Raw genomic sequence first — 26145 nt, forward strand, 5'->3', positions numbered from 1 at the left:
GGTTGACGATCAGGCCGATGAACTGGCTACCCGCCTAGTGCGAGATCATAACCCAGCACGGTGGCTCGCCAATGACGGTCTTTGTCACACCGCCCCAAACGATCTCGTTCAGGCGCGAATGATGGTAGGCACCCATCACGATCGCATCGATGGCATGGGAATTCGCCCAGCTTCCCAGCACCTTGCCGATCGAACTGCCGCTGCCCGTCGTGGTTTCGAACGAGGCGTAGATCCCGTGCTCCCTTAAGTGATCGACCAAAGCCGTCCCGGATTGCACGATCCGGTCGGACTTGTCGTCCGCCACGGTCACCACGCGGACCGAGGTAGCTGCCTGAAGGATAGGCAGCGCGTCACCGGCCGCTCGCGCCGCGCGCGCGGAGTGATCCCATGCGATCATAACGTTCTCGAATTGCGGTCGCAGTTCGTCCACATGCTGCTCCGGGCAGAGCAGCACTGGCCGCCCGGATTCGAACAGGAGCGTCTCGATGATGTGCTCCGTCCGGCTGTCGTGCGGCTTCACGGGGACCAGCGTGAGATCGCTGAAACGCCCGTGCTCGGCCAGGATTGACGCGATCTGGTCGGCCGGCACCTTGGCCGATCGGCTGTGAGCGCGAATGTTGGCGCGGGACGTCGCATGGCTGAACGCATTCAGGAGCTGCTGCATGTCGCCGGCCTCGAGCAACCCTTTTGCCTCGGCGGCATCGGAATCGTCTGGGAGCATCACCTTCGGCCGCACGAAAACATCCTCTTCGAGTGCCAGCGCGGTGATCCTGGCGCCGAGGTCGGCGGCAACGGCAACGCATTTCTCGATCGCAGCAAGGGCCGGCTCGCGCGGCTGGCCGACAAGCGGCAGAAAGACGTCCTTGATGGGCATCGGGATTCTCCTTTGACCGCTATATTAGGCTCGGCTTCGTCGGGACGCTTGATCCTCGTCAAGCCCGGGGAACTCCGCCAGCCGGGACAGGCGTTGACCAAGGTCAAGGACTGGCCGCGATCTCCTCCTAAGGGTTAACCTGTCGCTTGGTGGACCGCCTTTCGATGCATGTGGAAGTGCCAACTGGAATGACAGAGGATTCTGCGACCCAGGACCGGATCTTTGCGGCGCTCACCGATTCTGTCATGCATCCAGGCGTGAGGCGGATCGATACGCACGCAGCTTCGGTTTTTCTCGAAGGCAGGCGCGCGCTGAAAATCAAGCGCGCCGTGCAGTTTCCGTTCCTCGATTATTCGACTCTCGAGAAGCGCAAGGCGGCGTGCGAGGAGGAGCTCAGGATCAACCGGCCGCAGGCGCCGCAGATCTATCATCGGGTCGTGGCGATCACGGAAGAGCCCGACGGATCGGTGAAGGTCGACGGCCCCGGCCGGCCGATCGAGTATGCGGTCGAGATGTCGCGCTTCGACGAGAGCCGGACGCTGGACCATCTGGCCAAGGCCGGTCCGCTGGATGCTAATTTTGCCTCGGCTGTCGCCGACGCCATCGTGGCTTCGCATGCCGCGGCGATCCCCGCCGACGGCGAGGCATGGGTTTCCTCCATCCCCGGCCTGATCGACGGCAACAGCAATGGCCTGCGGACCGGCTTCGAAGCCGGAGAGATTGCACGGCTCGGTACAGCCTCGCTCGCGATGTTCAGGGGCCTCCGGCCGCCGCTCATAGAGCGCAGCCGTCAGGGCTTCGTGCGCCGCTGCCACGGCGACCTGCATCTTGCGAACATCGTGTCGATCGACAAAAAGCCAGTGCTGTTCGACGCCATCGAGTTTGATGCCCAGATCGCAACCATCGACGTGCTCTACGATCTCGCATTCACGCTGATGGACCTGCTGCGCCATGATCAACGATACGCGGCCAACATCGTGCTGAACCGTTATCTCGCCGCGACGCCGCCCGAAAATCTCGACGCGCTCTCCGCATTGCCGCTGTTCATGTCCGTCCGGGCCGCGATCCGCGCCCAGGTGACCCTGGCACGGCTGAAGCCGTCACATTCTAGCAATCCCGGGATCGTGGACGACGCACGGCGCTATTTTGGCCTCGCCCGGGCGCTGATACACCCTCCCGCTCCCCGCCTGATCGCGGTCGGCGGACTGTCAGGCACCGGAAAGACGATTTTGGCACGCGCACTCGCACCGGTCGTTACGCCGCAGCCGGGGGCCGTCGTGCTGCGCAGCGACGTCGTCCGCAAGCAGATGTTCGGGGTCGAGGAGACGCACAAGCTGCCGGCATCCGCATACACGCCGGAGGTTACAGCCCGCGTTTACGACATGTTGGCTCAGCACGCCCGGCGGGTGCTGGCGCAAGGCCATTCGGCGATCATCGACGGCGTATTCGCCCGCGAGAACGAACGAGACGCGGTCGCCGCACTGGCACGCGAGCGCAACGTGCCGCTGAGCGGCCTATTTCTGGTTGCGGACCTCGCGACCCGGCAGGCGCGGATCGGAAGCCGCCGGGGCGACGCATCCGACGCCACGCAAGAAGTTGCCGCGCTGCAAGAGCACTATAATATCGGCCATGTCGGTTGGGCGACCATCGATGCATCCGGGACGCAAGAGCAGACGCTCCAGAACTGCCGGGACGCGATCGCCGAGAGCAAGTAAGGCAATCTGCAGATAAGGCAATCTGTTTGACGCGGGTAAGGATGGCGCGACCCAGCACGAGTTCGACGGCGGCCGCGCGCGCCAAGCCTGCGGCGAAGCGCAACGCCCTGCCCGGCCGGCTCAGCCCCGGTATGGTCTGCGACACGGCCTTCCGCATCATTGCCCGCCGTCACCTCGACGCCGTTCTTGCCCAGCATGACGGCACCTGCCGCGGCGATCCAGAGGCGCTGCACCAGATCCGAATCGCACTGACGCATCTACGCACCGCCATCCGCTTCTTCTCGCCGATGGTGGATGACGCCCTGCGCCCGCAGGTCTGGACCGAACTGAAATGGCTCAACAGCCAACTCGGCATGGTGCGGGACCTCGACGTGGCGATCGAGCGAGTCATCGCCGAGAGCGGCGGCGAGTTGACCGTGATTGCCGAACTTCAGCACTGGGACGAGAAGCGCGCCGAGAGCCATCGTCTGCTGGCGCGCGCGCTGCAATCCGCGCGATATCGCCGTCTCGTCGAGCAGACCTCCAGCTGGATCGAGAGCGGCCCCTGGTCGACCCGGCGCAGCAAGGAGGCCATCCGGTTGCGCCGCTGCCCGCTTGCCGACCACGCGACGGCGCAACTCACGGAGTGGGAAACGACGCTGCTCAAGAAGGCGCGCAAGCTCCGCAAGCTCAACGTCGAGGAACGGCACAGGCTGCGGCTTCTCAACAAGCGGCTGACCTATTCGATCGAGTCGCTGGAGGACCTGTTCGCCGACGACACGTTGACGAAGCAGAAGTCGATCCTCAAGCAATTGCGCAAGGCGCAAAAGTCGCTGGGACAGTTGAACGACGATGCGCGAGGGCAGACCCTGGCCGCGTCATTGAAAGAGGCCGTCCCCGAGGCGGGCATTCGCTTCCTCAGCCGCAAGCGCGAAAAGAAGCTGTTGCGGACCGCCTCGGACGCCTACCGGAAACTGGACAAGGCCAAGCCGTTCCGCTCCGCCGACCTTGCGCCGAATGCGGAGCGTGAGGATTAGGTGATCTCGCCAAGGCGAGCTGAAACCGGGCACGGCTCAGCGCGGAATGACGGCGGTGGCCTCGATTTCGACGCGCGCCGCCTTCTCGACGAGGCGGACCACCTGAACCAGCGCCATCGCCGGATAGTGCGCGCCGAAGATGGTGCGGTAGGCCTTGCCGAGCTCTTTGAGGTTCGTCAGGTACTCGTCCATGTCGACGACGTACCAGGTCAGCCGCACCAAATGCTCGGGCTGCGCACCGGCCTCCGCGAGGATCGCGGCGATGTTGCCCAGGGATTGGCGCACCTGCGCGACAAAACCCTCCGCGAGACGTTCCTCGGCATCCCAGCCGATCACGCCGCCAGTGACGACGATGCGTCCCTCGGCGGCCATGCCGTTGGCATAGCCTTTCGGCACCGGCCAACCAGACGGCTGAAGTACCTGCGCCCTGGAGCGGGTTTCGTCCTCGGCTGCTGTCGGCAGCACCGCGAGGTGCGGGCCTTTCGGCGTCGTCACGGACAATTCTCTATCCTTCTCATTCCGCCGCGACGCCAGAGGACGTCACTGCGGTTTGCGCCAGTTGCCGCAGGGCGAAGCGTTTTAACTTGCCAGTCTCGGTCTTCGGTAGCTGCGTCACGAACTCGATCGCGCGCGGATATTTGTATGGCGCGATCTCGCGCTTGACATGCTCCTGCAACGCGGTGACCAGCTGATCGTCGGGCGTCACGCCAGGCGCGGCAATGACATAGGCCTTCACGATCATGCCGCGCGCCTCGTCCGGCGCACCGACGACCCCGCACTCGACGACAGAGGGATGCGTGAGCAGCGCCGCCTCGACGTCCGTGCCTGCGATGTTGTAGCCGGCCGACACGATCATGTCGTCCGAGCGCGACTGGTACCAGAAATAGCCGTCGCTATCCATCAGGTAGGTGTCGCCCGTGATGTTCCAGCCGTTCTGGACGTATTTGCGCTGCCGCTCGTCGGCGAGATAGCGGCAACCGGTCGGCCCGCGTACCGCGAGCTGTCCTATCGTGCCGGGCGGCAAATCATTGCCGGAATCGTCGACGATCTTGGCTTCATACCCCGGCACCGGCTTGCCTGTCGCACCCGGGCGAATCTCGTCCTCGGTGGCGCTGATGAAGATATGCAGCAGCTCGGTCGAACCGATGCCGTCCATCAGCTTGATGCCGGTCGCCTTCAGCCAGGCATCGAATGTCGGCTTGGGCAGCGTCTCGCCGGCGGACACGCATTTGCGGAGCGTGGAAATGTCGCGGCCCGGGAGCTTGCCGATCATCGCCCGGTACGCGGTCGGCGCGGTGAAGCAGACCGTGATCTTGTGCTGCTCGATGGCGTTCAGAATGTCGTCGGGCGCTGTCTTCTCCAGAACGACGAAGGAGGCGCCGATGTGCATCGGAAACAGCACGCCACCGAAGCCAAACGTGAAGGCGAGCGGTGCCGAGCCGACGAAGCGATCCTTCTGCTCCGCACGCAAGATGTTGCGCGCATAACCATCGCAGACCGCCAGCATGTCGCGGTGGAAATGCATGGTGCCTTTGGGATCGCCGGTCGTGCCCGACGTGAAGGCGATCAGGCAGATGTCGTCGGAGGCAGTATCGACAGCTCTGAACTCCGGACTTGCATCCGCCATCAGCGCCTCGAGCGAGTCGCCGGCCCCGTTGCCCCAATAGACCACGTGCCTGAGGCCGGGTGCTGCGGCTTTCGCCTTCTCCATTTCCTCGGCGAGTTTTCCATCGCAGAGCGCCAGTGTGATCTCCGCCTTCTGGATCGGATATGACAGCTCCTTGGCGCGGAGCAACGGCATGGTCGCGACGACGATGCCGCCAGCCTTGATCACCGCGAGGTAGGTCGCAACCATCATCGGATTGTTGGCCGAGCGCAGCAGCACGCGTTCGCCGGTCACAAGACCAAGCCTGCCGACCAGTACATTGGCTATGCGGTTCACGAGCTCTTGCAACTCGCGATAGGTGTAGCTGCCAGCGGGGTTGATGACGCAAGGGGCGTCGCCATGTCCCTGCTCGACCCAGCGGTCGAGGAAATAGCTGACGCAGTTCAAGCGGGGCGGATATTGCAGCTCGGGACGCGAGAAAATGAATTCGGGCAAAAACTCTCGCGGCGGCAGATGTTGCCGCGCGAACGCATCGACATGAGCCGTTGCGGCGTTGCCGTCATGCGAGCCCGAGACTTGAACCTTAGCGGCGTTGGCCATCGCACGCTCCTTTCGGCATGGAAAGCACCCGGCAGCACTAACTCGAAAACATTTTATGCTTAAAACAATTTGGTGCAATAGCGGATTTTGGGCATCCTGTGCTTTTTCCGGCGGCAAATGGGATTGGTGGGGCGTCAGCCGTGGACCTAGGTCCGGCGACGACCGGCTGATTTCTGCGCCGATGCCTTGGTCTTGGCAAGGAGCCGCATCAATTCGCGTACATCCTTCGGCGTCAGATCGGCGAACAAATCGGCGATCCAGGTCTCGTGTTCCGCGGCCATTTTGCGGAACTCGACGCGACCGACTTTCGTGAGGCGAATCACCTGGACGCGGCGGTCCGTCTCCGAAGTGCGGCGGTCGAGATGACCGGATTCCACGAGGCGTTCGACGAGGCCGGTCACGTTGCCGTTCGACACCATCATGCGCTTGGAAACGTCGGACAGCGTCATGCCGTCAGGCGTCTTGTCGAGCTGCGCCATCAGGTCGAAACGAGGCAATGTGACGTCGAAGCGCTGCCGCAACCGGCCACGGACCTCGCCCTCGATCAGGGTCGTGCAGGTTAAGAGGCGCAGCCACAGCCTAAGCTCTTCGGCGTGATCCTCCGGAGTTTCGACGGCCTTGGTCTCGGAATCGAGCATGTTGATGTAGTCACTCACGGCCGGCATTGGCGCGGGCACGGATTCCCCAACGTTTTGAGCTTCAAATAAATCGAAGCCGGCTGCAAGCCTAAAGCCGCAACAATCGACCGCACGCTGATTTCTTTAGGCTTCAAATAATTGGCGCGCCGCTTGCATGCGCGGCTGCGCGCAGCATGACGACGCCCTGAGCTCGCTTGCCGCGGCAGCAATCATCGGCATAAACTTGGATTGGAGTAGCGGCTTGCAGCGCAAGGCCGTCGTCACGGGGGACTGATCATGAAGACGCAGATGACCTTGGCCGCAGCCGCCTTGCTGCTTGGCACCGCGGTGAGCCCTTCCTTCGCCCAGGAGAAGATCAAGCTGGGTGTGATCGTGACCCTCTCGGGACCCGCCGCCGCGCTCGGCCAACAGGTTCGCGACGGCTTTGCGCTCGGGATGAAGGATCTCGGCGGCAAGATGGGCGGCCGCGATGTCGAGGTCGTCGTGGTCGACGACGAATTGAAGCCGGACGCAGCGGTCACCAAGGTCAAGGGCCTTCTGGAACGCGACAAGGTCGACTTCGTGGTCGGCCCGATCTTCTCCAACATCCTCCAGGCGATCCACCGGCCGGTCACGGAATCGAAAACCTTCCTGATCAGCCCCAACGCCGGCCCATCTACTTTTGCCGGCAAGGACTGCAATCCGTTCTTTTATGTAACCTCGTACCAGAACGATCAGGTGCACGAAATCCTCGGCAAGGTCGCGCAGGATCGCGGCTACAAGCGCATGTATCTGATGGTGCCGAACTATCAGGCCGGCAAGGACTCGGTCGCCGGCTTCAAGCTCGACTACAAGGGTGAGATCGTCGAGGAATCCTACATGCCGCTCAACACGCTGGACTTCCAGCCGGAGCTTTCCAAGATTTCGTCGCAGAAGCCCGATGCTCTTTTCACGTTCATGCCGGGCGGCCTCGGCGTCAATCTCGTCAAGCAATACAAGCAGGCAGGCCTCGCCGACAGCATTCCGGTGCTCTCGGCTTTCACGGTGGATGAATCGACCTTGCCGGCGCAGCAGGACGCCGCGGTTGGCATGTTCGGCGGCGCGAACTGGGCTCCAAATCTCGACAATCCCCAGAACAAGAAGTTCGTCGCCGCCTACGAGGCCGCCTACAACAGCGTGCCAGGCACCTACGCCTTCCAGGCGTACGATGCCGCGATGCTGATCGACAGCGCCGTCAAAGCCGTGAAGGGAGATCTCTCGAACAAGGATGCAGTTGGGGCCGCGCTGAAAAAGGCCGACTTCACCTCACTGCGCGGCGCCTTCAAGTTCAACACCAACGGCTATCCGATCCAGGATTTCTACCTGACCAAGGTCGCCAAGCGCGCGGACGGCAAGTTCCAGACCGAGATCGTCCAGAAGGTTTTTGAGAATTACGGCGACCGTTACGCCAAGGACTGCAAGGCGGCGAACTAAGCCGCATCGCGTTATGGGAGGATCACAATGAAGAGCGAAATCACCGGCATCACGCGGGCCAATGAGGGGATCCAGGGCATCTCGTGGAACATCCTCGGCCAGACCTATGTGCCGAAGAGCAACACAGAGCACAGCTTCTCCTGGCACGCGACGCTGCCGCCGGGCACGTTCGTACCGCCGCACATTCATCCCGACCAGGATGAATATCTCTACATGCTGGAGGGCAATCTCGATTTCATGCTCGGCCATTCCGAGTCGCAGGCGACCGCGGGAGATCTGATTCGGCTCGGCATGGGCGTGCCGCATGGCATCTTCAACAAGTCGGAGCAGACCGCAAAAGTGCTGTTCTGGGTCTCGCCGACCCGCAAGCTGTTCGACCTGTTCTGGGGCCTTCACAACATGAAGGAGCAGAAGCCGGAGGACGTGGTGGCGATGGCGGCCGAGTTCAACATCCACTTCCTGCCGCCGCCTTCCGGCGGCTAGCAGCGCATCCTAAGCGCGCACCGCCGCAAGTCCCGGCACGGCAGCGAAGCCGGCTTTGGTGGCATAGCCGCGTACGATGGCTTCGCGCTGGGGATAGCTCAGCACGTTGTCGACATTGTCGAAGCCGTCAGGCGCGAGTTGCTCGACGGCGTCGATGACGCCCTCGGGGCCGCCGCGACGGTTGGAGCGGACGATGTCAGCGGTCATCGGCAGGCGCTTCTTCTCGTATTCAAGCAACGCCTGGCGCGGGTGCTCGGCGCGCACCAGCGTGTCGGCGAGGCAGCGTGCATCGAGGATTGCCTGCGAGGCGCCATTGGAGCCGACCGGATACATCGGATGCGCGGCATCGCCGAGCAGCGTGACGCGCCCGGACGACCAATAGGGTAACGGATCGCGGTCGCAGGTCGGATATTCGTAGAACTCGGGCGTGGCCGAGATCAGGCTCTTCACGTCGATGTAAGGCACCGAGAAGCGCGCGACATGCGGCATCAGCTCCTCGCGCCGCCCCGGCCGGGACCAGTCTTCCTTTCGCGGCGGCGGGGCATTGCCCTCGCCGACCTTCACTAGCACCGCCCAGTTGGTGAGACGGCTCGCGGGGCTCGATCCCTCCGCGATGGGATAGATCACCACCTTGGCGTTGAGGCCACCGGCGACGATCATCGACTTGCCGGTGAGGAACAGCGGCCAATCTCGCGCACCACGCCACAGCATCAGGCCGTTCCAGCACGGCGGCCCCTCGCTCGGAAACAGCGTGTCGCGGACCCGCGAATGGATGCCGTCGGCACCAATCAGAATGTCGCCGCGCGCGGTGTGAATGTGCGCGCCTGAGCGGTCGAAGAAGTAAGCGGTGACGCCGCCCTCGTCCTGCGTGAAGGCGCCGAGGCGGCAACCGGTGTGGATTGCCTCCGGCCCGAGCCGCTCCTCGACGGCCCGATGAATGACGCCCTGAAGGCGGCCGCGGTGGATCGAGAATTGCGGCACATCGTGCCCGGCGTCGATGCCGCGGGCCTCGCGCCAGACCTCCTGGCCGTGACGGTTGAGGTAATAGAGCTGGTCGGTACGGATCGCGACATCGTCTAACTGCTGGAGCAGCCCGAGGCCCGCCAGCTCGCGCATGGCATGCGGCAGCGTGTTGATGCCGACGCCAAGCTCGCGGATGGTGTCGGACTGCTCGAATATCTCGCAAGCCAGGCCCCGCGAGCGCAACATCAATGCGGTGGTGAGACCACCGACACCGCCACCGACGATAATCGCCTTCATCGCCCTCACTCCACTCGATACACACCAGGCAATGCGGCCAAATTCGCACGGGCGGTCACTCCGCCGCAAGCGGCTTTGTCGCCTCCGCCTTGAGCTCGGCCCGGGTCTTGGGCTTAGCCTTAATTCTCAGCTCCTCGAGATCCTGTCGGTCCCGTACGCTGTTGCGGAAAATCTGATCTTTTCCGGGAAGATACTGCGGCGGGCAGAACGCGTCGCCTGCTCCGTACCAGGCTGCAGCCCGCATGGTGAAGAAGGGATCGACCAGATGCGGCCGCCCGAGCGCGACGAGGTCCGCCCGGCCGGCAGCCAGGATGGTGTTGGCCTGGTCGGCGGTCGTGATGTTGCCGACGCACATCGTGGCCACGCGAGCCTCATTGCGGACCTGGTCGGAGAACGGGGTCTGGAACATGCGCCCATAGACCGGCTGCGCATCGCGCACGGTCTGCCCGGTTGAGACGTCGACGAGATCGACGCCGGCTTCGGCAAAAGCGCGCGCGATCGCCACCGCGTCATCGCCGCCGATACCACCCTCGGCCCAGTCGGTCGCGGAAATGCGCACCGACATCGGCTTGTGCGACGGCCACACGGCCCGCAGCGCCTCGAAAATTTCGAGCGGGAAGCGCAGGCGATTGGCGAGCGATCCGCCATAATCATCCGTCCGCGTATTCGTCAGCGGCGAAATGAAGCTCGCGAGCAGATAGCCGTGGGCGCAGTGCAGTTCGAGCATGTCGAAACCGCAGCGTTCGCCGCGCTCGGCCGCCGCGACGAAAGCGTCCCTCACCGCATCCATGCCGGCGCGATCGAGCTCACGCGGAACCTGGCTGTCGGGGAAATAGGGCAGCGGCGATGCGGAGAACACCTCCCAGCCGCCCTCCTCCAGCGGACGATCCATGCCGTCCCACATCAGCTTGGTCGCGCCCTTGCGCCCGGCGTGGCCCAATTGCAGGCAGATTTTCGCAGTCGAATTGGCATGAACGAAATCAACGATGCGCCACCACGACGCCTCCTGCTCGTCATTCCACAGTCCTGTGCAGCCGGGCGTGATGCGGGCGTCGCGGGCAACGCAGGTCATCTCCGTGAAGATCAGGCCGGCGCCGCCGATCGCGCGCGATCCGTAATGCACCAGATGGAAATCGGTCGGCACGCCCTCCTTCGCCGAGTACATGCACATCGGCGACACCACGGCGCGGTTGGCGATCTCCATCTCGCGCAAGCGGAACGGCTGAAACAGCGGCACCATCGGCTTGTCGACGTCGACGTCGAAGCCGCTGTCATGGACCTGCCTGGCAAACGATTTCTCAACCTCAGCCACGAAATCGGGCGCGCGGAGCTTCAGATTGTCATAGGTGATCGCCTTCGAGCGCGTCATCACGCCGAAGGCGAACTGCACGGGATCAAAATCCCAGAAGCGGTCGACATGTTCGAACCAGACCAGCGAGACGTCAGCGGCGTGCTGCGTCTTCTCGACCTCTTCGCGGCGGCCGTGCTCATAGACGTCCAGCGCCGCCTTGATGCTGGGCGCTTTCTCCATCGCGTCAGCCAGCGCGATCGCGTCTTCCATCGCGAGCTTGGTGCCCGAGCCGATCGAGAAATGCGCGGTCGCCTTGGCGTCGCCGAGCAGCACCATGTTGTCCTTAACCCAGCGTTTGCTGCGGATCATCGGGAAGTTGCGCCAGGTCGAGCGGTTGGTGAGCAGTTGGTGCCCTTCGAGGAACCAGCCGAAGATCTCAGCCATCCGCGCGGCGGATTGGGTCTCGTTCAGACCCGTCAGTCCCGCGCGTTCGAACGTCTCCGGATCGGTCTCGAAAATCCAGGTCGAGTGCCCGGCTTGATATTGATAGGCATGGGCGATGAACGGTCCCCACTCCGTCTCCTGGAAGATGAAGGTGAAGGCATCCAGCGGCCTGGTCGAGCCCATCCAGGCAAACTTGTTGGTACGGAGGTCGACTTCCGGCGCGAAATGATCGACGTATTTGTCGCGGAAGCGGCTGTTGATGCCGTCCGCGAGCAGGATGAGATCGGCGTCGGCGAAGCTGGATTCGTCCTCGACGTCCGCTTCGAAATTCAGGGCGACGCCCAGTTCGCGCGCCCGCGCCTGGAGGATCAGGAGCAGCTTCTGCCGCGAGCAGCCACAGAAGCCGTTGCCGCCGACCCGATGGACCGTTCCGCGGAAGTGCACGGCGATGTCATCCCAGTAGGCGAATTCCTGGGTGATACGGCGATAGCTCGGAAGATCGTGCTTCTCGAAATTATCGAGCGTCGCGTCTGAGAACACCACGCCGAAGCCGAAAGTGTCGTCCGCGCGGTTGCGCTCGTACACCGTAATCTCAGCGCTCGGCCGCTGCTTTTTGAGCAGGATTGCAGCGTAGAGACCCGCAGGTCCACCACCAATGATCGCGACTTTCATGGGAGCCTCGCCAATTCAACCCGCTGAAACTATTTTAAGCCTAAACTAATTTCGCGCAAGTCCCCATTGCGGCAGGATGCCGGTAAAGCCCGGCTTAGTCGCCCCTGAAGACCGGCTTGACCTTGTTGGCGAAGGCCTCGAAGGCCCGTTCGAAATCCGCCGTCGTCATGCACAGCGCTTGAGCAACAGCTTCCGCCTCGATCGCCTCCTCCACCGACATCGCCCATTCCATGGCCAGCATCCGCTTGGTCATGGTGTTGGCGAAGGTCGGTCCCTCCGCAATCTGCTTGGCCAGCAGCTGTGCCTGGGGCAGCACCTGCTCCGATGTGACGATGCGGCTGAAGAAGCCCCAGCGCTCGCCCTCCTCCGCAGTCATGAACCGGCCGGTGTAGAGCAACTCGGAGGCGCGGGACTGTCCGATGATCCGCGGCAGGATCGCGCAGGCGCCCATGTCACATCCAGCAAGGCCCACCTTGTTGAAGAGGAATGCGACCTTGGTCCCGCTCGCCGTAAGCCGCATGTCCGACGCCATGGCGATGATCGCGCCCGCGCCGGCGCAGATCCCTTCGACCGCCGCAACGATCGGCTGCGGGCAGGCCCGCATCGCTTTGACGAGGTCGCCGGTCATCCGCGTAAACGCCGTCAGCCCCTTGGTGTCCATCTTCACGAGCGGACCGATGATCTCGAACACATCGCCGCCGGACGAGAAATTGGCACCGGCGCCTGTCATGACGATGGACTTGACCGCATCATCGAACGCGCAAGCGCGAAAGAAATCGGTGAGTTCGCGATAGCTCTCGAAGGTCAGCGGATTCTTCCGTTCCGGACGATTGAGCGTAACTGTTGCAACGCCATCGACTACGGCCAACAGGAAGTGCTGCGGCGAATAGTCCGCGAGCGGCAAGGTCACGGGGTTGGCTGGTCTGCTCATGCGATCTCCTTAGCTTCTTTGTTCCGCGCCTGCGCCATACGTGCTAGATTTCACCACCGGCAACGGCGATCGCCTGTCCCGTGATTGCGCCGGCGCCCTCGCCGCACAGCCAGAGCACGGCATCCGCGACCTCCTGAGGAGAGATCAGCCGCCCCTGCGGATTATGTTTCGCGAGCTCGGCAATGGCTTGCTCGCGGCTACGCCCCGTCTTTTTCATGATGTTTTCGATGCTGCCGGCGACGAGATCCGTGTCGGTGAAACCCGGGCACACCGCGTTTACGGTCACGCTGCTGCCGGCCATCTCGATAGCAAGGGACCGCACGAGACCGACCACAGCATGCTTGGCCGCAGTGTACGCGCTGACGTAGGCATAGCCCTTGAGCCCGGCCGTCGACGCGATCGCGACGATGCGCCCGTAGGGGCGATCCTTCATCCCGGGCAGCACACCGCTGATGGCATGGACCACGCCCATGAAATTGACGTCCATCATGCGCGCGAACAGGGCGCTGTCGGATTTGAAGAACGGCGCGGACTCGGCACTTCCCGCGTTGGCGATCAGAATGTCGATCGGCTGCCGCGCGCTCGCTTCAGCGATGGCGGCCTTCAAAGAGGTTTCGTTCGAGACGTCGGCGACGGCCGCGAAATGCGCAGCTCCTGCACTGACGGCCTCTTCAAGCGTCGCGGCGTTCCGGCCAAGCACCGTCACCGTGGCGCCGGCCTCGACGAGCGCTGCCGCGATGGCGCGACCGATGCCGCGACCGCCACCGGTCACCAGCGCGTGCGGCGAATGCGGTAATCCGGACATGCGCTGGCTTCCTTGCATTTTGCTGATCGCTCTCTCGGATATATTTTAACCTTCAAACTTTTGCAAACAAGCCTCGACTTGGCACCGCGAACAACTGCACGCCAACGACCGGCCCAAAAATTGCTTTAAGTATAAAATTATCTCTTCCCATCCCTCACAGGCCTGTTAGCATCAAAGGGCCGAGCAAAAGGATGTCGCGTGTCGCAGCCTGCGCCAATGATAACAAAGGACGGCCGCTTCGCCTATGAAGCCGTCGGCGATCCGGGCGCGACGCCTCTGATTTTCCTGCACGGCATCGGCGGTGCGGCACGGGCCTGGCGGCAGCAGCTTGCTACATTCGGCGACCGCTTCCACGCGATTGCGTGGGACATGCCGGGCTATGGCGGATCGGCGCCGCTCGCCAGCGTCAGCATCGCTGCCCTGGCCGATGCGCTCCAGCAATTCATCGAGCAGCTTGGTGCGAGCAGGCCCATTCTGGTTGGCCATTCCATCGGCGGCATGATCGTCCAGAAATGGCTGGTGCAATCCCCAAAACTGGCGCGCGCAGTCGTGCTGGCGCAGACCAGCCCGGCCTTCGGCAAGGCCGATGGCGATTGGCAGAAATCGTTTATCGCCGCACGCCTGGTACCGCTCGATCGCGGGGAAACGATGAAGTCGATGGCGCCCTCTCTGGTGGAGGAACTCGTGGGCGACGATCCTGATCCCAAGGGAATGGAGCTCGCTCGCGAGTGCATGGCAAGCGTGCCCGAGGCGAGCTATCGCGCCATAATGCTGGCCTTGATTGGATTCGATCAGCGAGCCACCCTCAAGGACATTTCCATTCCGACGCTGCTGCTGTCCGGCTCCAGGGACAACAACGCGTCGGCCGCCATGATGGCGAAGACGGCGACCTACATTCCATCTGCCGAATATGTCGAGTTGGCCGGTGCCGGCCATCTTGCGAACCTTGAGCGCCCCGATGCCTTTGACGGGGCCCTCGGCCGGTTCCTGAACTCCGTCGCGACCAAAACGTAGGGTAACTGCGCCATGACCGTGCAAGTCAGCAAGAATATTGGAGCAACCGACAAGGTCGCGCTCGATGCGCCGATCTTCGATCCCGTCGCGTTCCGCCTGAGCGACGAACAAGCCGGCATCATCGCGCGGGCGCGCGAGATCGGCCAGAGCGTGTTCGCTGGCCGTGCCGCGACTTACGACCGCGAGGCGATCTTCCCGTCCGAGAATTATCGCGACCTGCATCGCGTCGGCCTGCTCGGCATTGCCGTCCCCAAGAAACATGGCGGGCTCGGCGCAAACTACCAGACCTACGCTTTGGCGGCAGCCGAAATCGGCCGTTATTGCGGCGCGACTGCGCTCACCTGGAACATGCATGTCTGCTCGACGCTGTGGTCGGGCCCGCTCGCCGACGATCTCGATATGGACGCTGAGACCCGCGCCGAGCACGAAGGGCGGCGTGCAGTCCACTTCAAGCGCATCGTCGAGGATGGCGCGATCTATTCGCAGCCCTTCTCGGAGGGTGGTGCGGCAGCCGCAGGCGGCGTCGCTTTCGGCACGGAAGCACGGCCGGCCGAAGGCGGCTGGATCGTCAACGGCAAGAAGATCTTTGCATCGCTCTCCGGACATGCGGACTATTACGGCGTGCTCTGCACCGAGATCGAGGAAGGCGAAAAGGCTTCGCGCCGCAATACGCTTTACCTCGCCATCCCCGCAAAATCGGAAGGCGTTTCGGTCGTCGGCGACTGGGATCCGCTCGGGATGCGCGGAACGGTCTCGCGCACGCTGCTGTTCAAGGACGTGTTCGTGCCGGGAGATTCGGCGCTGATGCCGCGGGGCGTCTATTTCCAGGCCGCGATGCGCTGGCCGCACATGTTCCTGACGCTGTCGCCGACCTATATGGGCCTTGCGCAAGCCGCCTATGACTTCACCGTGCGATATCTGCGCGGCGAAATACCGGGCATGCCGCCGGTCAAGCGCCGGATGTATCCGACCAAGCAAATTGCGGTCGCGCAGATGCAGATCAAGCTCGAGCAGATCAAGGCGATCTGGTTCCAGGCCGTCACCGAGGCCCGCGCCAATCCGAGCAAGGAGCAGGTGCTGCGCGCCTATGCCGCGCAATATTCGGTGATGGAGGGCGCCAATGAGCTCGCTACACTCGCGATCCGGACCTGCGGCGGCCAGGCCATGCTCCGCTCGCTGCCGCTCGAGCGCATCTATCGAGACAGCCGCTGCGGCTCGCTGATGCTGCCTTGGACAGCCGAGCTCTGCCTCGACCGGATCGGACGCGAAGCACTATACGAGGCCGGCGAAACGGACGACTGACGGTGGACCTCTGTAGTCTGATCGATCGCAACGCGGCGTTCGCGCCAGACAAGACAGCCATTGCCTTTGAAGGCGAGCGGTTGAGCTATGCAGCGTTCGCCGCACGGATCGAGCGGACCGCGGCGACATTGAAGCAGGAGCTCGGCGTAGGCCGGGGCGACCGCGTCGCCATCCTCAGCCTGAACCGGCCGGACTATCTGGTTCTGCTCTATGCCTGCGCCCGGCTCGGCGCGATGCTGGTGCCCCTGAACTGGCGGCTCGCTATCGCCGAGCAGCTTTTCATCCTCACCGATGCCGGCGCCAAGGTTTTGGTGCTCGAGCAGGCATTTGAAGGCGTTCTTGCCGAGCTTGAGGGGACTGCAATTGTAGGGCTCGACTTCGAGCCGCTTCGCGGCACGACGTTCGAAAACCTGTTGGCTCGAAGCCGGGGCACCGGCCGCAACCCGCACACTGATCTCTCCTGCCCGCTCCTTATTGTCTACACGTCAGGAACGACCGGACGGCCCAAAGGCGCGGTGCTGCGCCAGGAGGCGCTGTTCTGGAACGGCGTCATGAGCCAGCACATGCACAACATGACTTCCGACGACCATGTGCTGACGTTGCTGCCGTTTTTCCATGTCGGCGGCCTCAACATTCAAACCACGCCGGCACTCCAGCTAGGCGCGACGGTCACGGTTCACGCGCGCTTCACGCCGGACACTGCGCTTGCAGCCATCGAACGGGAACGGCCGACCTTGACCGTGATGGTCCCGGCGATCATCCAGGCCATAAGCGAGCATCCCGCCTGGACCACCACCGACCTTTCGTCACTCAAGGCCGTCGCGACCGGCTCGACCATCGTGCCGCCGCATCTGATCGACCGCTTCGTGGCGCGCGGCGTCCCAGTGCTTCAGGTCTACGGCTCGACGGAAACATGCCCAATTGCAGTCTACACCCGGCTTGGTGGCGATCTCTCTCGTGCGGGATCGACTGGGCTTGCCGGCCTGTGCTGCGAAGCGAAAGTGATCGATCAGGCCGGCAACGAGGTGCCGGCGGGAGTGCCGGGCGAGATCGCGGTGCGCGGTCCCAACGTGTTCTTCGAATATTGGGGCAATGCGGACGCCACGCGCGATGCGCTGCACGACGGCTGGTATCGTACCGGCGATATCGGCCTGTGCGATGTGGACGGCTATTTCTGGGTGCGCGACCGCAAGAAGAACATGATCATTTCCGGCGGCGAGAACATCTATCCGGCGGAGGTCGAACGCGTCCTGCTCGAACATCCCGATGTGAGCGAATGCGCCGTGATCGGCCGGCCCGATCCACGCTGGGACGAGGTGCCCATCGCCTATGTGATTCAGCGATCCGGCTGTCGACTGGAGGCAGACGAGTTGAAATTGCATCTTCAGGCCCAACTCGCCCGCTACAAGGTTCCGCGCGACATCGTTTTCGTCACCGACCTGCCGCGCACGGCGCTGGGCAAGGTCCAGCATTTTCTGCTGAAGCAGCTTGATGCGCAATCGCGCACGCGAGGAGAAGCAACTTGAAGATTGCGGTTCTAGGCGGGGGGAACGGCTCTTTCGCGGCCGCGGGCGATTTTGCGCTGTCGGGACATGCGGTCCGGCTCTGGCGCCGCGACGCGAATCAGGTCGCAGCCCATCGCGCCGCCGGCTCGCGCATCCTGGTGAAGGATCATAACGGTCCTCACGACGTCAAGCTCGCGGTGGTAACGGCCGACATTGCCGAAGCGGTCGACGGCGCAGAGTTGATCCTGTGCCCTGCACCTGCCTTCGCGCAGCCCGACATTGCGCGGCTGCTTGCTCCACATCTACGAGATGGACAGGTCGTGTTTCTGCCGCCGGCGACGTTCGGCTCGATGATCTTCGCACAGGCTGCGCGGGATGCGGACAATCGCGCCAAGGCGAGCTTTGCTGAGACCGGGACGTTACCCTGGCTGACCCGCAAGCACGGGCCATTCGAGGTCGCGATCACCATCCGCGCCAAGCGACTTCCGGTCGGCGTTTTCCCGCTCGATCAAGCGCCGCATGCACTTGAGGTGATTGGACAGGCTTTCCCCGGCGCGGTCGAGCCGTGCGGAGATGCTCTCTCCGGCGCGCTGATGAACGCAGGCCCGATTATCCATCCGCCTCTGATCGTGATGAATGCGGGCCCGATCGAGCATTTCGAGCGGTGGGACATCCACAAGGAAGGAACGCAAGCCGCGATTCGCCGAGTTACGGATGCACTCGATGCCGAGCGGATCGCCGTGCGTGAGGCACTCGGATATGGCGCACCGCATTTTCCGCTCGCCCATCATTATGCGAGGGAAGGCGAGATCTGGATGTATGGGCGCGGCTCGCATGACCGGCTGACCGATTCCGGTGACTGGCGCGAGCGGATCGTGCTGAGGGAGCATCGCTACATGCGTGAAGATTTGCGGCTTGGGCTATCGCTGCTGGTCTCCGTCGCCGGCCTAGCGGGCGTGGCGACGCCATTGGCCAAGGCATTCCTGGCCATCGGTGGCGCAATCTGCGGTGAGGATTTAGCGCAAGGCGGCCGAACGCTCGAGACGCTGGGGCTCGGCAATCTCGGCAAGGCCGAACTGCAGACGCTTCTTCGCAAGGGATTTTAACCGATGACCAGCCGAGCTAACATTGCCTGTCTCGGGGCCGGCCGCATGGGCCGCGGCATCGCCGTCGCGTTCGCCTACGCGGGGCATACGGTCACGATGATCGACATCAAGGCCCGCTCAGCGGAAGATTTCGCCAGGCTGGAGGCAGATGCGCTCGGCGAGGTCAGGAAGACCTTTGCCAGCCTGTCGAAGCTGGGGCTAGTGACCGAGGCGGATGTCGATCCGCTCATCGCACGGGTCTCGGTGGCGCCGGCCAGCCAGAGCGGTGTTGCACTATCCGACGCGGGAATAGTCTTTGAGGGGGTCCCCGAAGTCGTCGAACTGAAGAGAGAGATCCTGGGGGCGGCTTCAAAGCAGATCGGCCCGGATACGATCATCGCCTCAACGACGTCGACCATTCTCGTCGACGATCTCTCAGGTGCCATCGTGAACCCCCGACGCTTCCTCAACGTGCACTGGCTCAATCCGGCCTATCTGATACCGCTGGTCGAGGTTTCGCCCGGCAAGGCTACCGATCCTGCCATCATCGACGAGGTCAAGGCGCTGCTCGAAGGCATCGGCAAGGTGCCGGTGGTCTGCGCGGCGACGCCCGGTTTCATCGTTCCGCGCATCCAGGCGCTCGCGATGAACGAGGCCGCGCGCATGGTCGAGGAGGGCGTCGCCAGCGCCGAAGAGATCGACAAGGCGATCCGCTACGGCTTCGGCTTCCGCTACGCCGTGCTCGGGCTGCTCGAATTCATCGACTGGGGCGGCGGCGACATTTTGTACTACGCCAGCCGGTATCTCGAGGACGCACTTGGCAGTGACCGGTATCGCGCGCCGGACGTCATTACCCGCAATATGCACGAAGGCCGGATCGGCCTGCGCACAGGCGCAGGCTTTCTCGATTATTCAGGTATGGACGTCGACGCCTATCGGGTGAAGCGGCTTCAGGCCATGGTCGACCTGCTCCGGCACTTCGACCTGGCGCGTCCGCCGGTGCTCGATCGCGGCTAGAGCATTATCGGTTCTGATTGAATCAGAACCGAAGCTCTACATTCTTGTTTTGACGCGTTTTCTTCACGCGAACCGGTATCCACTTCGCTCGAAAACGCTCTAGCCGAAGACATCCTGAAGCACCCCTTCACGCACCACCGCGACGTCATCGAGCTCAATCGTCGTCCCCATCATCGGCAGATCGAAATGGCCCGCCGTGTAGCGGCCGGCGAATTCATTGGCCCCGGTCGAAAATAGGAAGTTGCCGGAGACGGCGCGAATCTCCGTGCCGTTGGTGTCGCGCTGGTCATACATCGACAGCGCCTCGTAGCGTGCGCCCGGATTCATGCCGAAACCGACATGGGATACCGCATAGGCTTCCCGATCGCCCCAGGCCGCGAGATAGGCGCGCATCATCGCGGCATCCGTGCCCTCGCCGTCGAGCTCGACGACATAATCGTCCTTCAGTGTCATCTTCACCGGAGATGTCAGGTAACGCTTGAAGGTCAGGTTGATGTCGCCGGGCGCCATCACCAGCGTGCCATTGATCGTTCCGCTCTTGGGGAAGCTGACAACGATGCCGCCGGGCCAATGCGCCAACGTACCGGGCTTGTCCGTCCACCCCCACACGCCGACCGTGGACGCGCCGACCATATCGACGTCGAGCGCCGTGCCGGCTTTTGACGTCACCCGCATCCGCTTGGCCCCGCGCAGCATCTTCGCCGCTGCGCGAACGCGCTTCTCCAGCGCCGGATCCGGCACCATCCGCTCCAGCGCCTCGGGATGCTCGTTGGAGATCACCAGGATGCGCGCACCGGCCTTGAGGATCTCTGGTGTCTCCACGGCATGCATTAGACCCTCGATGGTGCAATCCACCACAAAGCCGGCCTGTTGAAGCGCGGTGATGACCGGCCCGAGCCGTTGGATCGCCTCACTCGCCCCCGTTGAGCGAACCGGAACAATATTCCGGTTACGCGGAGTCGGCATAACCACATGAAACGGCCGCGCGCCCATCCGCAGCAGCGCGAGCTCCGCCAGATGAACATTCAACGCACGTGACTGGGTTTCCGAAAGGATCGCGGCGGTATCGCCGGCCTTGACAGCGCATCGTTCAAAGATCTCGCAAAATGCGTCGATCCATTTAGCCTCAATGCGATCAGCCAGCATGGTCTACTCCCGTCTTCTGGTTTCTTCTTCGCAGTTCATGCTTCGGGGAAACCCCGCAGCAGGTACGCGCGCACGGCCCCCAGCAGACCATTCAGGATCAATCCCAGCAGCGAGATCGTGACTAGCGGCACGAACATATCGACGGCCTGAAAAGTCCGGGCCGCCGTGACGAGCGAATGTCCGAGCCCATCCGTCGATGTGATCATCTCGGCCAGAAACACCACGATGCAGGAAATGACAAGGCCGATCCGGCAACCGGTCAGGATCGACGGCATCGCCGCCGGCAGCACCACCTTGAACAGGATCTCATAGCGCGGCGTTCCCGCCGCCATGGCCGACCAGATCAGCTTCTGCTCCACCGTCGACGCGCCGTAATAGGTAGAGAGCAAAATGGGAAAGAGTGCGTCTGCCGCCACCAGCGTGATCTTCGATCCGTGTCCGAAGCCGAGCAGCAACAGAAGTGCCGGATAAAGCGCAACCTTGGGCAACGGCGCCAATACGCGAACAATCGGCCGAACCACGGCGTTGATGGCCGGATTGGCGGCAGCGGCGATGCCGACGCTGACACCGAGCACGACCGCAATCGCGAAGCCGGCAAACAACCTGAGCAGGGTCGCCGCGATATCCTGCTGAAACGTCCAGGTCAAAAGTTGCTGGAGCAGCCGGCCGAAGACGTATCCCGGCGGCGGCAGCAAGACTGCAGGCGCAAAGCCAAATGATACGAGGCCCTGCCACAGCGCGAGCACCAGCACGATTGGCGCGAGCCCGAGGATGCTTGTGGAGTGAAGGCGCGATGTCATGAGAAGCTCAGCGGCATGTCGAACTGAGGCTCGGACCACCGCACCAGCCTTGCGCGGACCCGCTCGAAGATCGCATCCAGGCAAATTCCCATCGCCCCCACGACGATGATCATCGCAAAGACGGTGTCGTATTGGCCCATGTCGAGCGCATTGAACAGGATATTGCCGGCGCCCGACTGGCGGGCAATCATCTCGCTGGTGATCATCGTGATTAGCGCCAGCACGAGTCCCGTGCGGCACCCGGTCAGAATTTCCGGAAGCGCCGCCGGCAGCACAATCCGGACCAGCCGTTGCGCAGGTGAAAGCCCCATCGCGGCGCCCGACCAGAGCATTTTCTCTTCCACTGCCTTGGCGCCCTCGAAGCTGTGATAGATCACGGGCAGGCTGACGCCGAGAAAGATTACCAGCGTTTTCGTGACGTCGCCGACGCCCAGCCACAGCATGATGATCGGCATCAAGGCTGCCTTCGGCACCGGGTAGATCACCATCAGGAGCGGATTGAAGAAGGCCGCGACGGCCCGGCTGCGGCCCATCAGCAGGCCTAGCGGAATCGAGATCAATACCGCTATGCCGAATCCGATCGCCATGCGGCGCAGCGAGGCCAGGATATTGATCAGCGATTCCCTGTCGCCAAGAATGTCCGGAATCGCCCGGATCGCCTCGATCGCCGTTGGAAAGCTGTCATTCTTTAGCGCGAGCGATGCCACCTGCCACATTGCGAGCAATCCGATGCAGGCAAGCACCGGGGCAGCACATCTCGCCAAGGCAGCAGGCGATATCATGACGAAGACCCAATTAGGTCGCTCTCGTCGAACATCCGCTCGATATCGACGACGTATTTCTGGTAGCGCGGGTCAAGCAGCAGCTCGTTACGCCGGCGTGGCCGCGGCAGGTCGATGTCGATGATGTCGCGGATGCGGCCGGGCGATGTCGACATCATGACGACCTTGTCCGACAGGAAGACGGCCTCGTCCACCGAGTGGGTGACGAACAGCACCGTCTTGCGATCACGCTCCCAGATGTTCAGGAGATCGTTCTGCAGGCGCGTCCGGGTGTGAGCATCGAGCGCACCGAATGGCTCGTCCATCAACAGAACCTCAGGATGGTAAGCCAGCGTTCGGGCCAGTGCTACGCGCTGCTTCATGCCGCCGGACAATTCCTTGGGATAGAAGCCCTCATAGCCCTTGAGCCCGACCATCTCGATCAGGGCCCGGCTCTGCGCTTCCGCCTCAGTAGCCCGCACGCCCTGCTGACGCGGGCCATACATCACGTTACCCAGCACGGTCTTCCACGGAAACAACGCGAATTCCTGAAACACCGGACCGCGATCCGGCCCTGGCCCCGTGATTGTCCGTCCCTTTATCTTTGCTGAGCCGCTGGTCGGGCTGACGAAGCCGCCGACGACGTAAAGCAAGGTCGACTTGCCACAGCCGGACGGACCAAGGATGGAGACGAAGGCCCCCTCGTCGATCGTCAGCGAGATGTCGGATAGCGCCACATGATCCTTGCGCGTCGAGGTCTGGAAAACCTGCGAGACGCGCTCGATCTCGATGATTGCAGAAGCCGGTTTTTGCGGCGTCACCGGTCTCACCCATTCGCTCGATCTCGAAGGCACTACCTTCATCCCGTCTCACTTCACTCGCGCGAATCCTGCGCAACAGACTCGCTGAACGTCCCCGTCAGCGGCACGAGCTTAGCAAGAAATTTGCCAGACTACCGACTGTTTCCGAGCAGGTGCGCCGCGTCATTCGAACCAGGGCCATTCTGCGGGCCCTTCATGCGTGACAGCACCGCCTGGCGCCTGGCCAACCAATCGCGCATATTTCGCGAGGGCGCCAGCACGGTGACGAGGCGGACGCGGCTTCCAATTGTGCCGGCGAGCAGTGAGTTCCTGCTCGTCGACGAGCATATCCATCCGCCGATTTGCAGCATCAATCCGGATATTGTCGCCATCGCGAACCAGCGCCAGCGGACCGCCAACGAAGGCTTCGGGAGACACATAGCCGACGCACATTCCGCGAGTGGCGCCAGAGAATCGTCCATCCGTGATCAGGGCCACCTTCTCGCCCATGCCCTGTCCATAAATCAACGCGGTGACGCCAAGCATCTCGCGCATGCCTGGACCGCCCACCGGCCCTTCATTGCGGATCACAAGCACGTCGCCCGCACTGTAGCTGCGGTCGCGAACCGCTGCGACACAAGCTTCTTCGTCTTCGAAGATGCGCGCCACACCTTCGAACATCTGGCTCTTCAAGCCCGCGACCTTGATCACCGCGCCATCAGGACAGAGGTTTCCCTTCAGCACTGCCACGCCGCCATCGGGCATGATTGGCGCCCGAGCCGCGTAAACGACCTCTCCGTCGGGTGCGTTGGCGGCGCCATATTCTTCGGCAAGGGTACGCCCCGTGACGGACAGGCAACTGCCATCAATATGCCCGCTCTGGATCAGCTCCCGGATCACCACGGCCGCGCCGCCGATATCGTAGACATCCTTCGCCGTATATTTGCCTCCAGGTCGCAGGTTTCCGATCAGCGGCGTTCTCGCAAAAACCTCGCCGACATCATCGATCGTGAATGCGATCCCGGCCTCGTTCGCGATCGCCGGCAGATGCAGCGCAGCATTGGTCGAACCACCCGTTGCAGCCACGATTGCCGCACCGTTTTCCAGGGATTTCCGCGTCACGATGTCGCGCGGCAAGGGCCCGCCGCGCTCCAGCATCTCCATGATGAGGCGCCCCGCCCGCCTGGATATCTGCGCGCGCTCGGCATAGACGCCCGGCACCATCGACACGTTGGGAATGGTGAGGCCCATCGCTTCAGACACCATCCCCATGGTGTTCGCCGTGAACTGCCCGGCGCACGCGCCGATGGTCGGCAGGCAGGCGCGCTCGATCCGCTCGAGCGTGGCGCCGTCGATCTCTCCGGTCATGAAGCTGCCGACAGCCTCATAGGAGTCGAGCACGGTCAGTGTCCGCCCGTCCACACGGCCCGGCAGCGAGCTACCGCCATAGATGAAAATGGACGGCACGTTGCACCGGACCATCCCCATCATCACGCCGGGAAGCGTCTTGTCGCATCCGCCGTATCCGATCAGCGCATCGTAGGCGAGACCATGGACGACGGCTTCGATCGAATCGGCAATCAGCTCCCGCGAAAACAGGGAGAACTTCATCCCCTCGTGATTCATGCTGATGCCGTCGGAAACCGACACGGTCGAAAACTCGCGCGGCGTCCCGCCGGCCTCCTCGATGCCCGTCTTGGCCGCCGCGACCTGGAAGTCGTGGGTCATGTTGCAGGGCGTCTGTTCGCCCTTCATGCTGACGACGCCCACCATCGGCTTGGCAATCGCAGCGTCGTCGAGCCCCATGGCCCGCATGAACGCGCGGTGCGGGGCCCGATCGAGGCCGTCCGTCGTGATCCGTGATCGCAACTTCTTCATACGTGCATCTTCACGCCGCGACCTCCTCGCTCGGATCGTTCGCCGTATCGCCTATTGCAAAGGAGCGACAATCGTCGAATGCTTGAATTGCGCGACATCCAATTTTGGTAGCATCCCTGTCTCCGCGTAGATGTCCAGCATCTTCTGGATCGCAGGGAAATTCGGTGCCGCACCCGGATCGCGGCCGAAATCATTGTCCTTGAGCAGATAGGTCTCGAGAACCGGAATAGGTGCCTTCAGGACTTCGTTGACCACCTTCAACGTCTCTTCGCGGTTGGCCAGCACTTTCTTCATGCCGGAGGTGATGTCACGCACGTAAGCCTTCACCAACTCGGGGTTCTTGTCGACGAAATCGGCGCGGCAGGCTTCCAGGATGTGCACGATGTTCGGCATGGCCTGCGACAGCGAGAACAGTTTGCGAGTGCCGCCTTTTGCCTCCGCGCGCGCGGCAAACGGCTGGTTCATGTTGACCGCATCGACACGGCCCTGCCGCAGCGCATCTTCAGAAATGGCAAAGCCGACCTCGACCAGCTTGATGTCCTTGGCCGGATCGACGCCATTCTGCTTCAGCAGCAGATTGAACGGGCCTTGCGTGCCGCCGCCGATCACGGAGATCCCGACCGTCTTGCCTTTGAGATCGGCGATTGACTTGATCGGGGAGTCGTCCATGACGGCCCAGTAGACCGAGAATCCGCCGGGCTTCTCGAAGACGTGCTGCGCCACAATGTAGGCCTTGAGGTTGCCGCCGACCACGCCGTTGGCGAGCGACAGCGGCGCCTGCGTCGCGCAATCCAGCGCGCCGGCCGCCAATGCCTGCGTCATCGGAGCGGTGCCCTGAAATTGGGTCCATTCGATGTTGTAGGTCTTGCCGATATTGGGAAACTCAGCCGGTCGGCGCATCATCCAGTACTTGGATTCCTCAGCCGGAATCGTCCAGCCGACACGGATCGTCTGCTGCGCCCATGACGAGCCTGCACTCGCACTCACGGCCGCTGCCGCCCCCAAAGCCAGGATCCACTTCGAAACGGTTCGCATCGTGCCCACTCCGCT

At 62.9% G+C, this 26145-nt stretch carries 23 protein-coding genes; 9 read left to right on the plus strand and 14 right to left on the minus strand.

The window, feature by feature from the left end; all coding sequences use genetic code 11:
* Positions 1–34: 34 nt before the first annotated feature.
* The gene (locus IVB27_RS11980; RefSeq protein ID WP_247443771.1) at positions 35–874 is read right to left on the minus strand and encodes a universal stress protein; all 840 of its coding nucleotides are present in this window, start codon (positions 872–874) and stop codon (positions 35–37) included.
* Between the two features lie 188 nt (positions 875–1062).
* On the opposite strand from IVB27_RS11980, the gene IVB27_RS11985 reads away from it, so the two are divergent.
* Both IVB27_RS11985 and IVB27_RS11990 read left to right on the plus strand, forming a co-directional pair.
* Entirely contained in the window at positions 1063–2589 is a 1527-nt protein-coding gene (locus tag IVB27_RS11985; protein WP_247443772.1) for a bifunctional aminoglycoside phosphotransferase/ATP-binding protein, read from the plus strand.
* Between the two features lie 41 nt (positions 2590–2630).
* Positions 2631–3605 (plus strand): CHAD domain-containing protein, encoded by a 975-nt coding sequence (locus IVB27_RS11990; protein WP_247443773.1) that lies wholly within the window; start codon positions 2631–2633, stop codon positions 3603–3605.
* Positions 3606–3641: 36 nt separating this feature from the next.
* On the opposite strand, the gene IVB27_RS11995 is transcribed toward IVB27_RS11990, so the two are convergent.
* From IVB27_RS11995 to IVB27_RS12005, 3 genes are all read right to left on the minus strand, one after another.
* Complete coding sequence (locus IVB27_RS11995; RefSeq protein ID WP_524536479.1) at positions 3642–4100, minus strand: RidA family protein; 459 nt, start codon at positions 4098–4100, stop codon at positions 3642–3644.
* A 19-nt stretch (positions 4101–4119) separates the two neighbouring features.
* Positions 4120–5811: a benzoate-CoA ligase family protein gene (locus IVB27_RS12000; RefSeq protein WP_247443776.1), complete on the minus strand. Its 1692-nt coding sequence runs from the start codon at positions 5809–5811 to the stop codon at positions 4120–4122.
* 146 nt (positions 5812–5957) lie between these two features.
* Positions 5958–6476: a MarR family winged helix-turn-helix transcriptional regulator gene (locus IVB27_RS12005; RefSeq protein WP_247443778.1), complete on the minus strand. Its 519-nt coding sequence runs from the start codon at positions 6474–6476 to the stop codon at positions 5958–5960.
* A 249-nt stretch (positions 6477–6725) separates the two neighbouring features.
* On the opposite strand from IVB27_RS12005, the gene IVB27_RS12010 reads away from it, so the two are divergent.
* Entirely contained in the window at positions 6726–7901 is a 1176-nt protein-coding gene (locus tag IVB27_RS12010) for an ABC transporter substrate-binding protein (protein ID WP_247443780.1), read from the plus strand.
* A 27-nt stretch (positions 7902–7928) separates the two neighbouring features.
* Positions 7929–8384: a cupin domain-containing protein gene (locus IVB27_RS12015; RefSeq protein ID WP_247350717.1), complete on the plus strand. Its 456-nt coding sequence runs from the start codon at positions 7929–7931 to the stop codon at positions 8382–8384.
* A gap of 9 nt (positions 8385–8393) precedes the next feature.
* On the opposite strand, the gene IVB27_RS12020 is transcribed toward IVB27_RS12015, so the two are convergent.
* The 4 genes from IVB27_RS12020 to IVB27_RS12035 form a co-directional block, all read right to left on the minus strand.
* The gene (locus tag IVB27_RS12020) at positions 8394–9644 is read right to left on the minus strand and encodes a flavin-dependent oxidoreductase (protein ID WP_247443782.1); all 1251 of its coding nucleotides are present in this window, start codon (positions 9642–9644) and stop codon (positions 8394–8396) included.
* A 55-nt stretch (positions 9645–9699) separates the two neighbouring features.
* Positions 9700–12051, minus strand: a complete 2352-nt coding sequence (locus IVB27_RS12025) for a bifunctional salicylyl-CoA 5-hydroxylase/oxidoreductase (protein ID WP_247443784.1) — start codon at positions 12049–12051, stop codon at positions 9700–9702.
* A gap of 94 nt (positions 12052–12145) precedes the next feature.
* Positions 12146–12982, minus strand: a complete 837-nt coding sequence (locus IVB27_RS12030) for an enoyl-CoA hydratase family protein (RefSeq protein WP_247443786.1) — start codon at positions 12980–12982, stop codon at positions 12146–12148.
* 43 nt (positions 12983–13025) lie between these two features.
* Positions 13026–13787: an SDR family NAD(P)-dependent oxidoreductase gene (locus IVB27_RS12035; protein ID WP_247443788.1), complete on the minus strand. Its 762-nt coding sequence runs from the start codon at positions 13785–13787 to the stop codon at positions 13026–13028.
* Positions 13788–13985: 198 nt separating this feature from the next.
* On the opposite strand from IVB27_RS12035, the gene IVB27_RS12040 reads away from it, so the two are divergent.
* The 5 genes from IVB27_RS12040 to IVB27_RS12060 are packed head-to-tail and all read left to right on the plus strand — an operon-like array spanning position 13986 to position 19710.
* On the plus strand, positions 13986–14801 hold the full coding sequence (locus IVB27_RS12040) for an alpha/beta fold hydrolase (protein ID WP_524536480.1): 816 nt from the start codon (positions 13986–13988) through the stop codon (positions 14799–14801).
* 12 nt (positions 14802–14813) lie between these two features.
* Positions 14814–16103, plus strand: coding sequence for an acyl-CoA dehydrogenase family protein (locus tag IVB27_RS12045; protein WP_247443791.1), 1290 nt, complete (start codon positions 14814–14816; stop codon positions 16101–16103).
* Positions 16104–16105: 2 nt separating this feature from the next.
* Positions 16106–17629, plus strand: a complete 1524-nt coding sequence (locus tag IVB27_RS12050) for a class I adenylate-forming enzyme family protein (protein ID WP_247443793.1) — start codon at positions 16106–16108, stop codon at positions 17627–17629.
* Positions 17626–18714, plus strand: a complete 1089-nt coding sequence (locus tag IVB27_RS12055) for an NAD/NADP-dependent octopine/nopaline dehydrogenase family protein (protein ID WP_247443795.1) — start codon at positions 17626–17628, stop codon at positions 18712–18714. The genes IVB27_RS12050 and IVB27_RS12055 overlap by 4 nt, the downstream gene beginning before the upstream one ends.
* A 3-nt stretch (positions 18715–18717) precedes the next feature.
* Positions 18718–19710 (plus strand): 3-hydroxybutyryl-CoA dehydrogenase, encoded by a 993-nt coding sequence (locus IVB27_RS12060; protein ID WP_247350698.1) that lies wholly within the window; start codon positions 18718–18720, stop codon positions 19708–19710.
* A gap of 99 nt (positions 19711–19809) precedes the next feature.
* On the opposite strand, the gene IVB27_RS12065 is transcribed toward IVB27_RS12060, so the two are convergent.
* The 6 genes from IVB27_RS12065 to IVB27_RS12090 all read right to left on the minus strand — a co-directional run bounded on the left by IVB27_RS12065 (position 19810) and on the right by IVB27_RS12090 (position 26130).
* Positions 19810–20856: a 2,5-dihydroxypyridine 5,6-dioxygenase NicX family protein gene (locus IVB27_RS12065; RefSeq protein ID WP_247443796.1), complete on the minus strand. Its 1047-nt coding sequence runs from the start codon at positions 20854–20856 to the stop codon at positions 19810–19812.
* 35 nt (positions 20857–20891) lie between these two features.
* The gene (locus tag IVB27_RS12070; RefSeq protein ID WP_247443798.1) at positions 20892–21656 is read right to left on the minus strand and encodes an ABC transporter permease; all 765 of its coding nucleotides are present in this window, start codon (positions 21654–21656) and stop codon (positions 20892–20894) included.
* Positions 21653–22438, minus strand: a complete 786-nt coding sequence (locus tag IVB27_RS12075; RefSeq protein ID WP_247443800.1) for an ABC transporter permease — start codon at positions 22436–22438, stop codon at positions 21653–21655. Before IVB27_RS12075 ends, IVB27_RS12070 begins: the two co-directional genes overlap by 4 nt.
* Positions 22435–23280, minus strand: a complete 846-nt coding sequence (locus tag IVB27_RS12080) for an ABC transporter ATP-binding protein (protein ID WP_247443802.1) — start codon at positions 23278–23280, stop codon at positions 22435–22437. Before IVB27_RS12080 ends, IVB27_RS12075 begins: the two co-directional genes overlap by 4 nt.
* 120 nt (positions 23281–23400) lie before the next feature.
* Entirely contained in the window at positions 23401–25095 is a 1695-nt protein-coding gene (gene ilvD, locus IVB27_RS12085; RefSeq protein WP_247443803.1) for a dihydroxy-acid dehydratase, read from the minus strand.
* Between the two features lie 51 nt (positions 25096–25146).
* Positions 25147–26130, minus strand: a complete 984-nt coding sequence (locus tag IVB27_RS12090) for an ABC transporter substrate-binding protein (protein WP_247443805.1) — start codon at positions 26128–26130, stop codon at positions 25147–25149.
* Positions 26131–26145: the final 15 nt, after the last annotated feature.

The sequence above is a fragment of the Bradyrhizobium sp. 197 genome, from assembly GCF_023073375.1.
GTDB lineage: Bacteria > Pseudomonadota > Alphaproteobacteria > Rhizobiales > Xanthobacteraceae > Bradyrhizobium.

What these genes read in the sequence shown, in the direction of transcription:
- IVB27_RS12060 (WP_247350698.1), top strand. Translation starts at nt 18,718, where the DNA reads ATGACCAGCCGAGCTAACATTGCCTGTCTCGGGGCCGGCCGCATGGGC.
- IVB27_RS12030 (WP_247443786.1), bottom strand. Translation starts at nt 12,982, where the DNA reads ATGAGCAGACCAGCCAACCCCGTGACCTTGCCGCTCGCGGACTATTCG.
- IVB27_RS12005 (WP_247443778.1), bottom strand. Translation starts at nt 6,476, where the DNA reads ATGCCGGCCGTGAGTGACTACATCAACATGCTCGATTCCGAGACCAAG.
- IVB27_RS12080 (WP_247443802.1), bottom strand. Translation starts at nt 23,280, where the DNA reads ATGAAGGTAGTGCCTTCGAGATCGAGCGAATGGGTGAGACCGGTGACG.
- IVB27_RS11980 (WP_247443771.1), bottom strand. Translation starts at nt 874, where the DNA reads ATGCCCATCAAGGACGTCTTTCTGCCGCTTGTCGGCCAGCCGCGCGAG.
- IVB27_RS11985 (WP_247443772.1), top strand. Translation starts at nt 1,063, where the DNA reads ATGACAGAGGATTCTGCGACCCAGGACCGGATCTTTGCGGCGCTCACC.
- IVB27_RS12020 (WP_247443782.1), bottom strand. Translation starts at nt 9,644, where the DNA reads ATGAAGGCGATTATCGTCGGTGGCGGTGTCGGTGGTCTCACCACCGCA.
- IVB27_RS11990 (WP_247443773.1), top strand. Translation starts at nt 2,631, where the DNA reads ATGGCGCGACCCAGCACGAGTTCGACGGCGGCCGCGCGCGCCAAGCCT.
- ilvD (WP_247443803.1), bottom strand. Translation starts at nt 25,095, where the DNA reads ATGAAGAAGTTGCGATCACGGATCACGACGGACGGCCTCGATCGGGCC.
- IVB27_RS12025 (WP_247443784.1), bottom strand. Translation starts at nt 12,051, where the DNA reads ATGAAAGTCGCGATCATTGGTGGTGGACCTGCGGGTCTCTACGCTGCA.
- IVB27_RS12000 (WP_247443776.1), bottom strand. Translation starts at nt 5,811, where the DNA reads ATGGCCAACGCCGCTAAGGTTCAAGTCTCGGGCTCGCATGACGGCAAC.
- IVB27_RS12065 (WP_247443796.1), bottom strand. Translation starts at nt 20,856, where the DNA reads ATGCTGGCTGATCGCATTGAGGCTAAATGGATCGACGCATTTTGCGAG.
- IVB27_RS12035 (WP_247443788.1), bottom strand. Translation starts at nt 13,787, where the DNA reads ATGTCCGGATTACCGCATTCGCCGCACGCGCTGGTGACCGGTGGCGGT.
- IVB27_RS12070 (WP_247443798.1), bottom strand. Translation starts at nt 21,656, where the DNA reads ATGACATCGCGCCTTCACTCCACAAGCATCCTCGGGCTCGCGCCAATC.
- IVB27_RS12010 (WP_247443780.1), top strand. Translation starts at nt 6,726, where the DNA reads ATGAAGACGCAGATGACCTTGGCCGCAGCCGCCTTGCTGCTTGGCACC.
- IVB27_RS12075 (WP_247443800.1), bottom strand. Translation starts at nt 22,438, where the DNA reads ATGATATCGCCTGCTGCCTTGGCGAGATGTGCTGCCCCGGTGCTTGCC.
- IVB27_RS12015 (WP_247350717.1), top strand. Translation starts at nt 7,929, where the DNA reads ATGAAGAGCGAAATCACCGGCATCACGCGGGCCAATGAGGGGATCCAG.
- IVB27_RS12045 (WP_247443791.1), top strand. Translation starts at nt 14,814, where the DNA reads ATGACCGTGCAAGTCAGCAAGAATATTGGAGCAACCGACAAGGTCGCG.
- IVB27_RS12090 (WP_247443805.1), bottom strand. Translation starts at nt 26,130, where the DNA reads ATGCGAACCGTTTCGAAGTGGATCCTGGCTTTGGGGGCGGCAGCGGCC.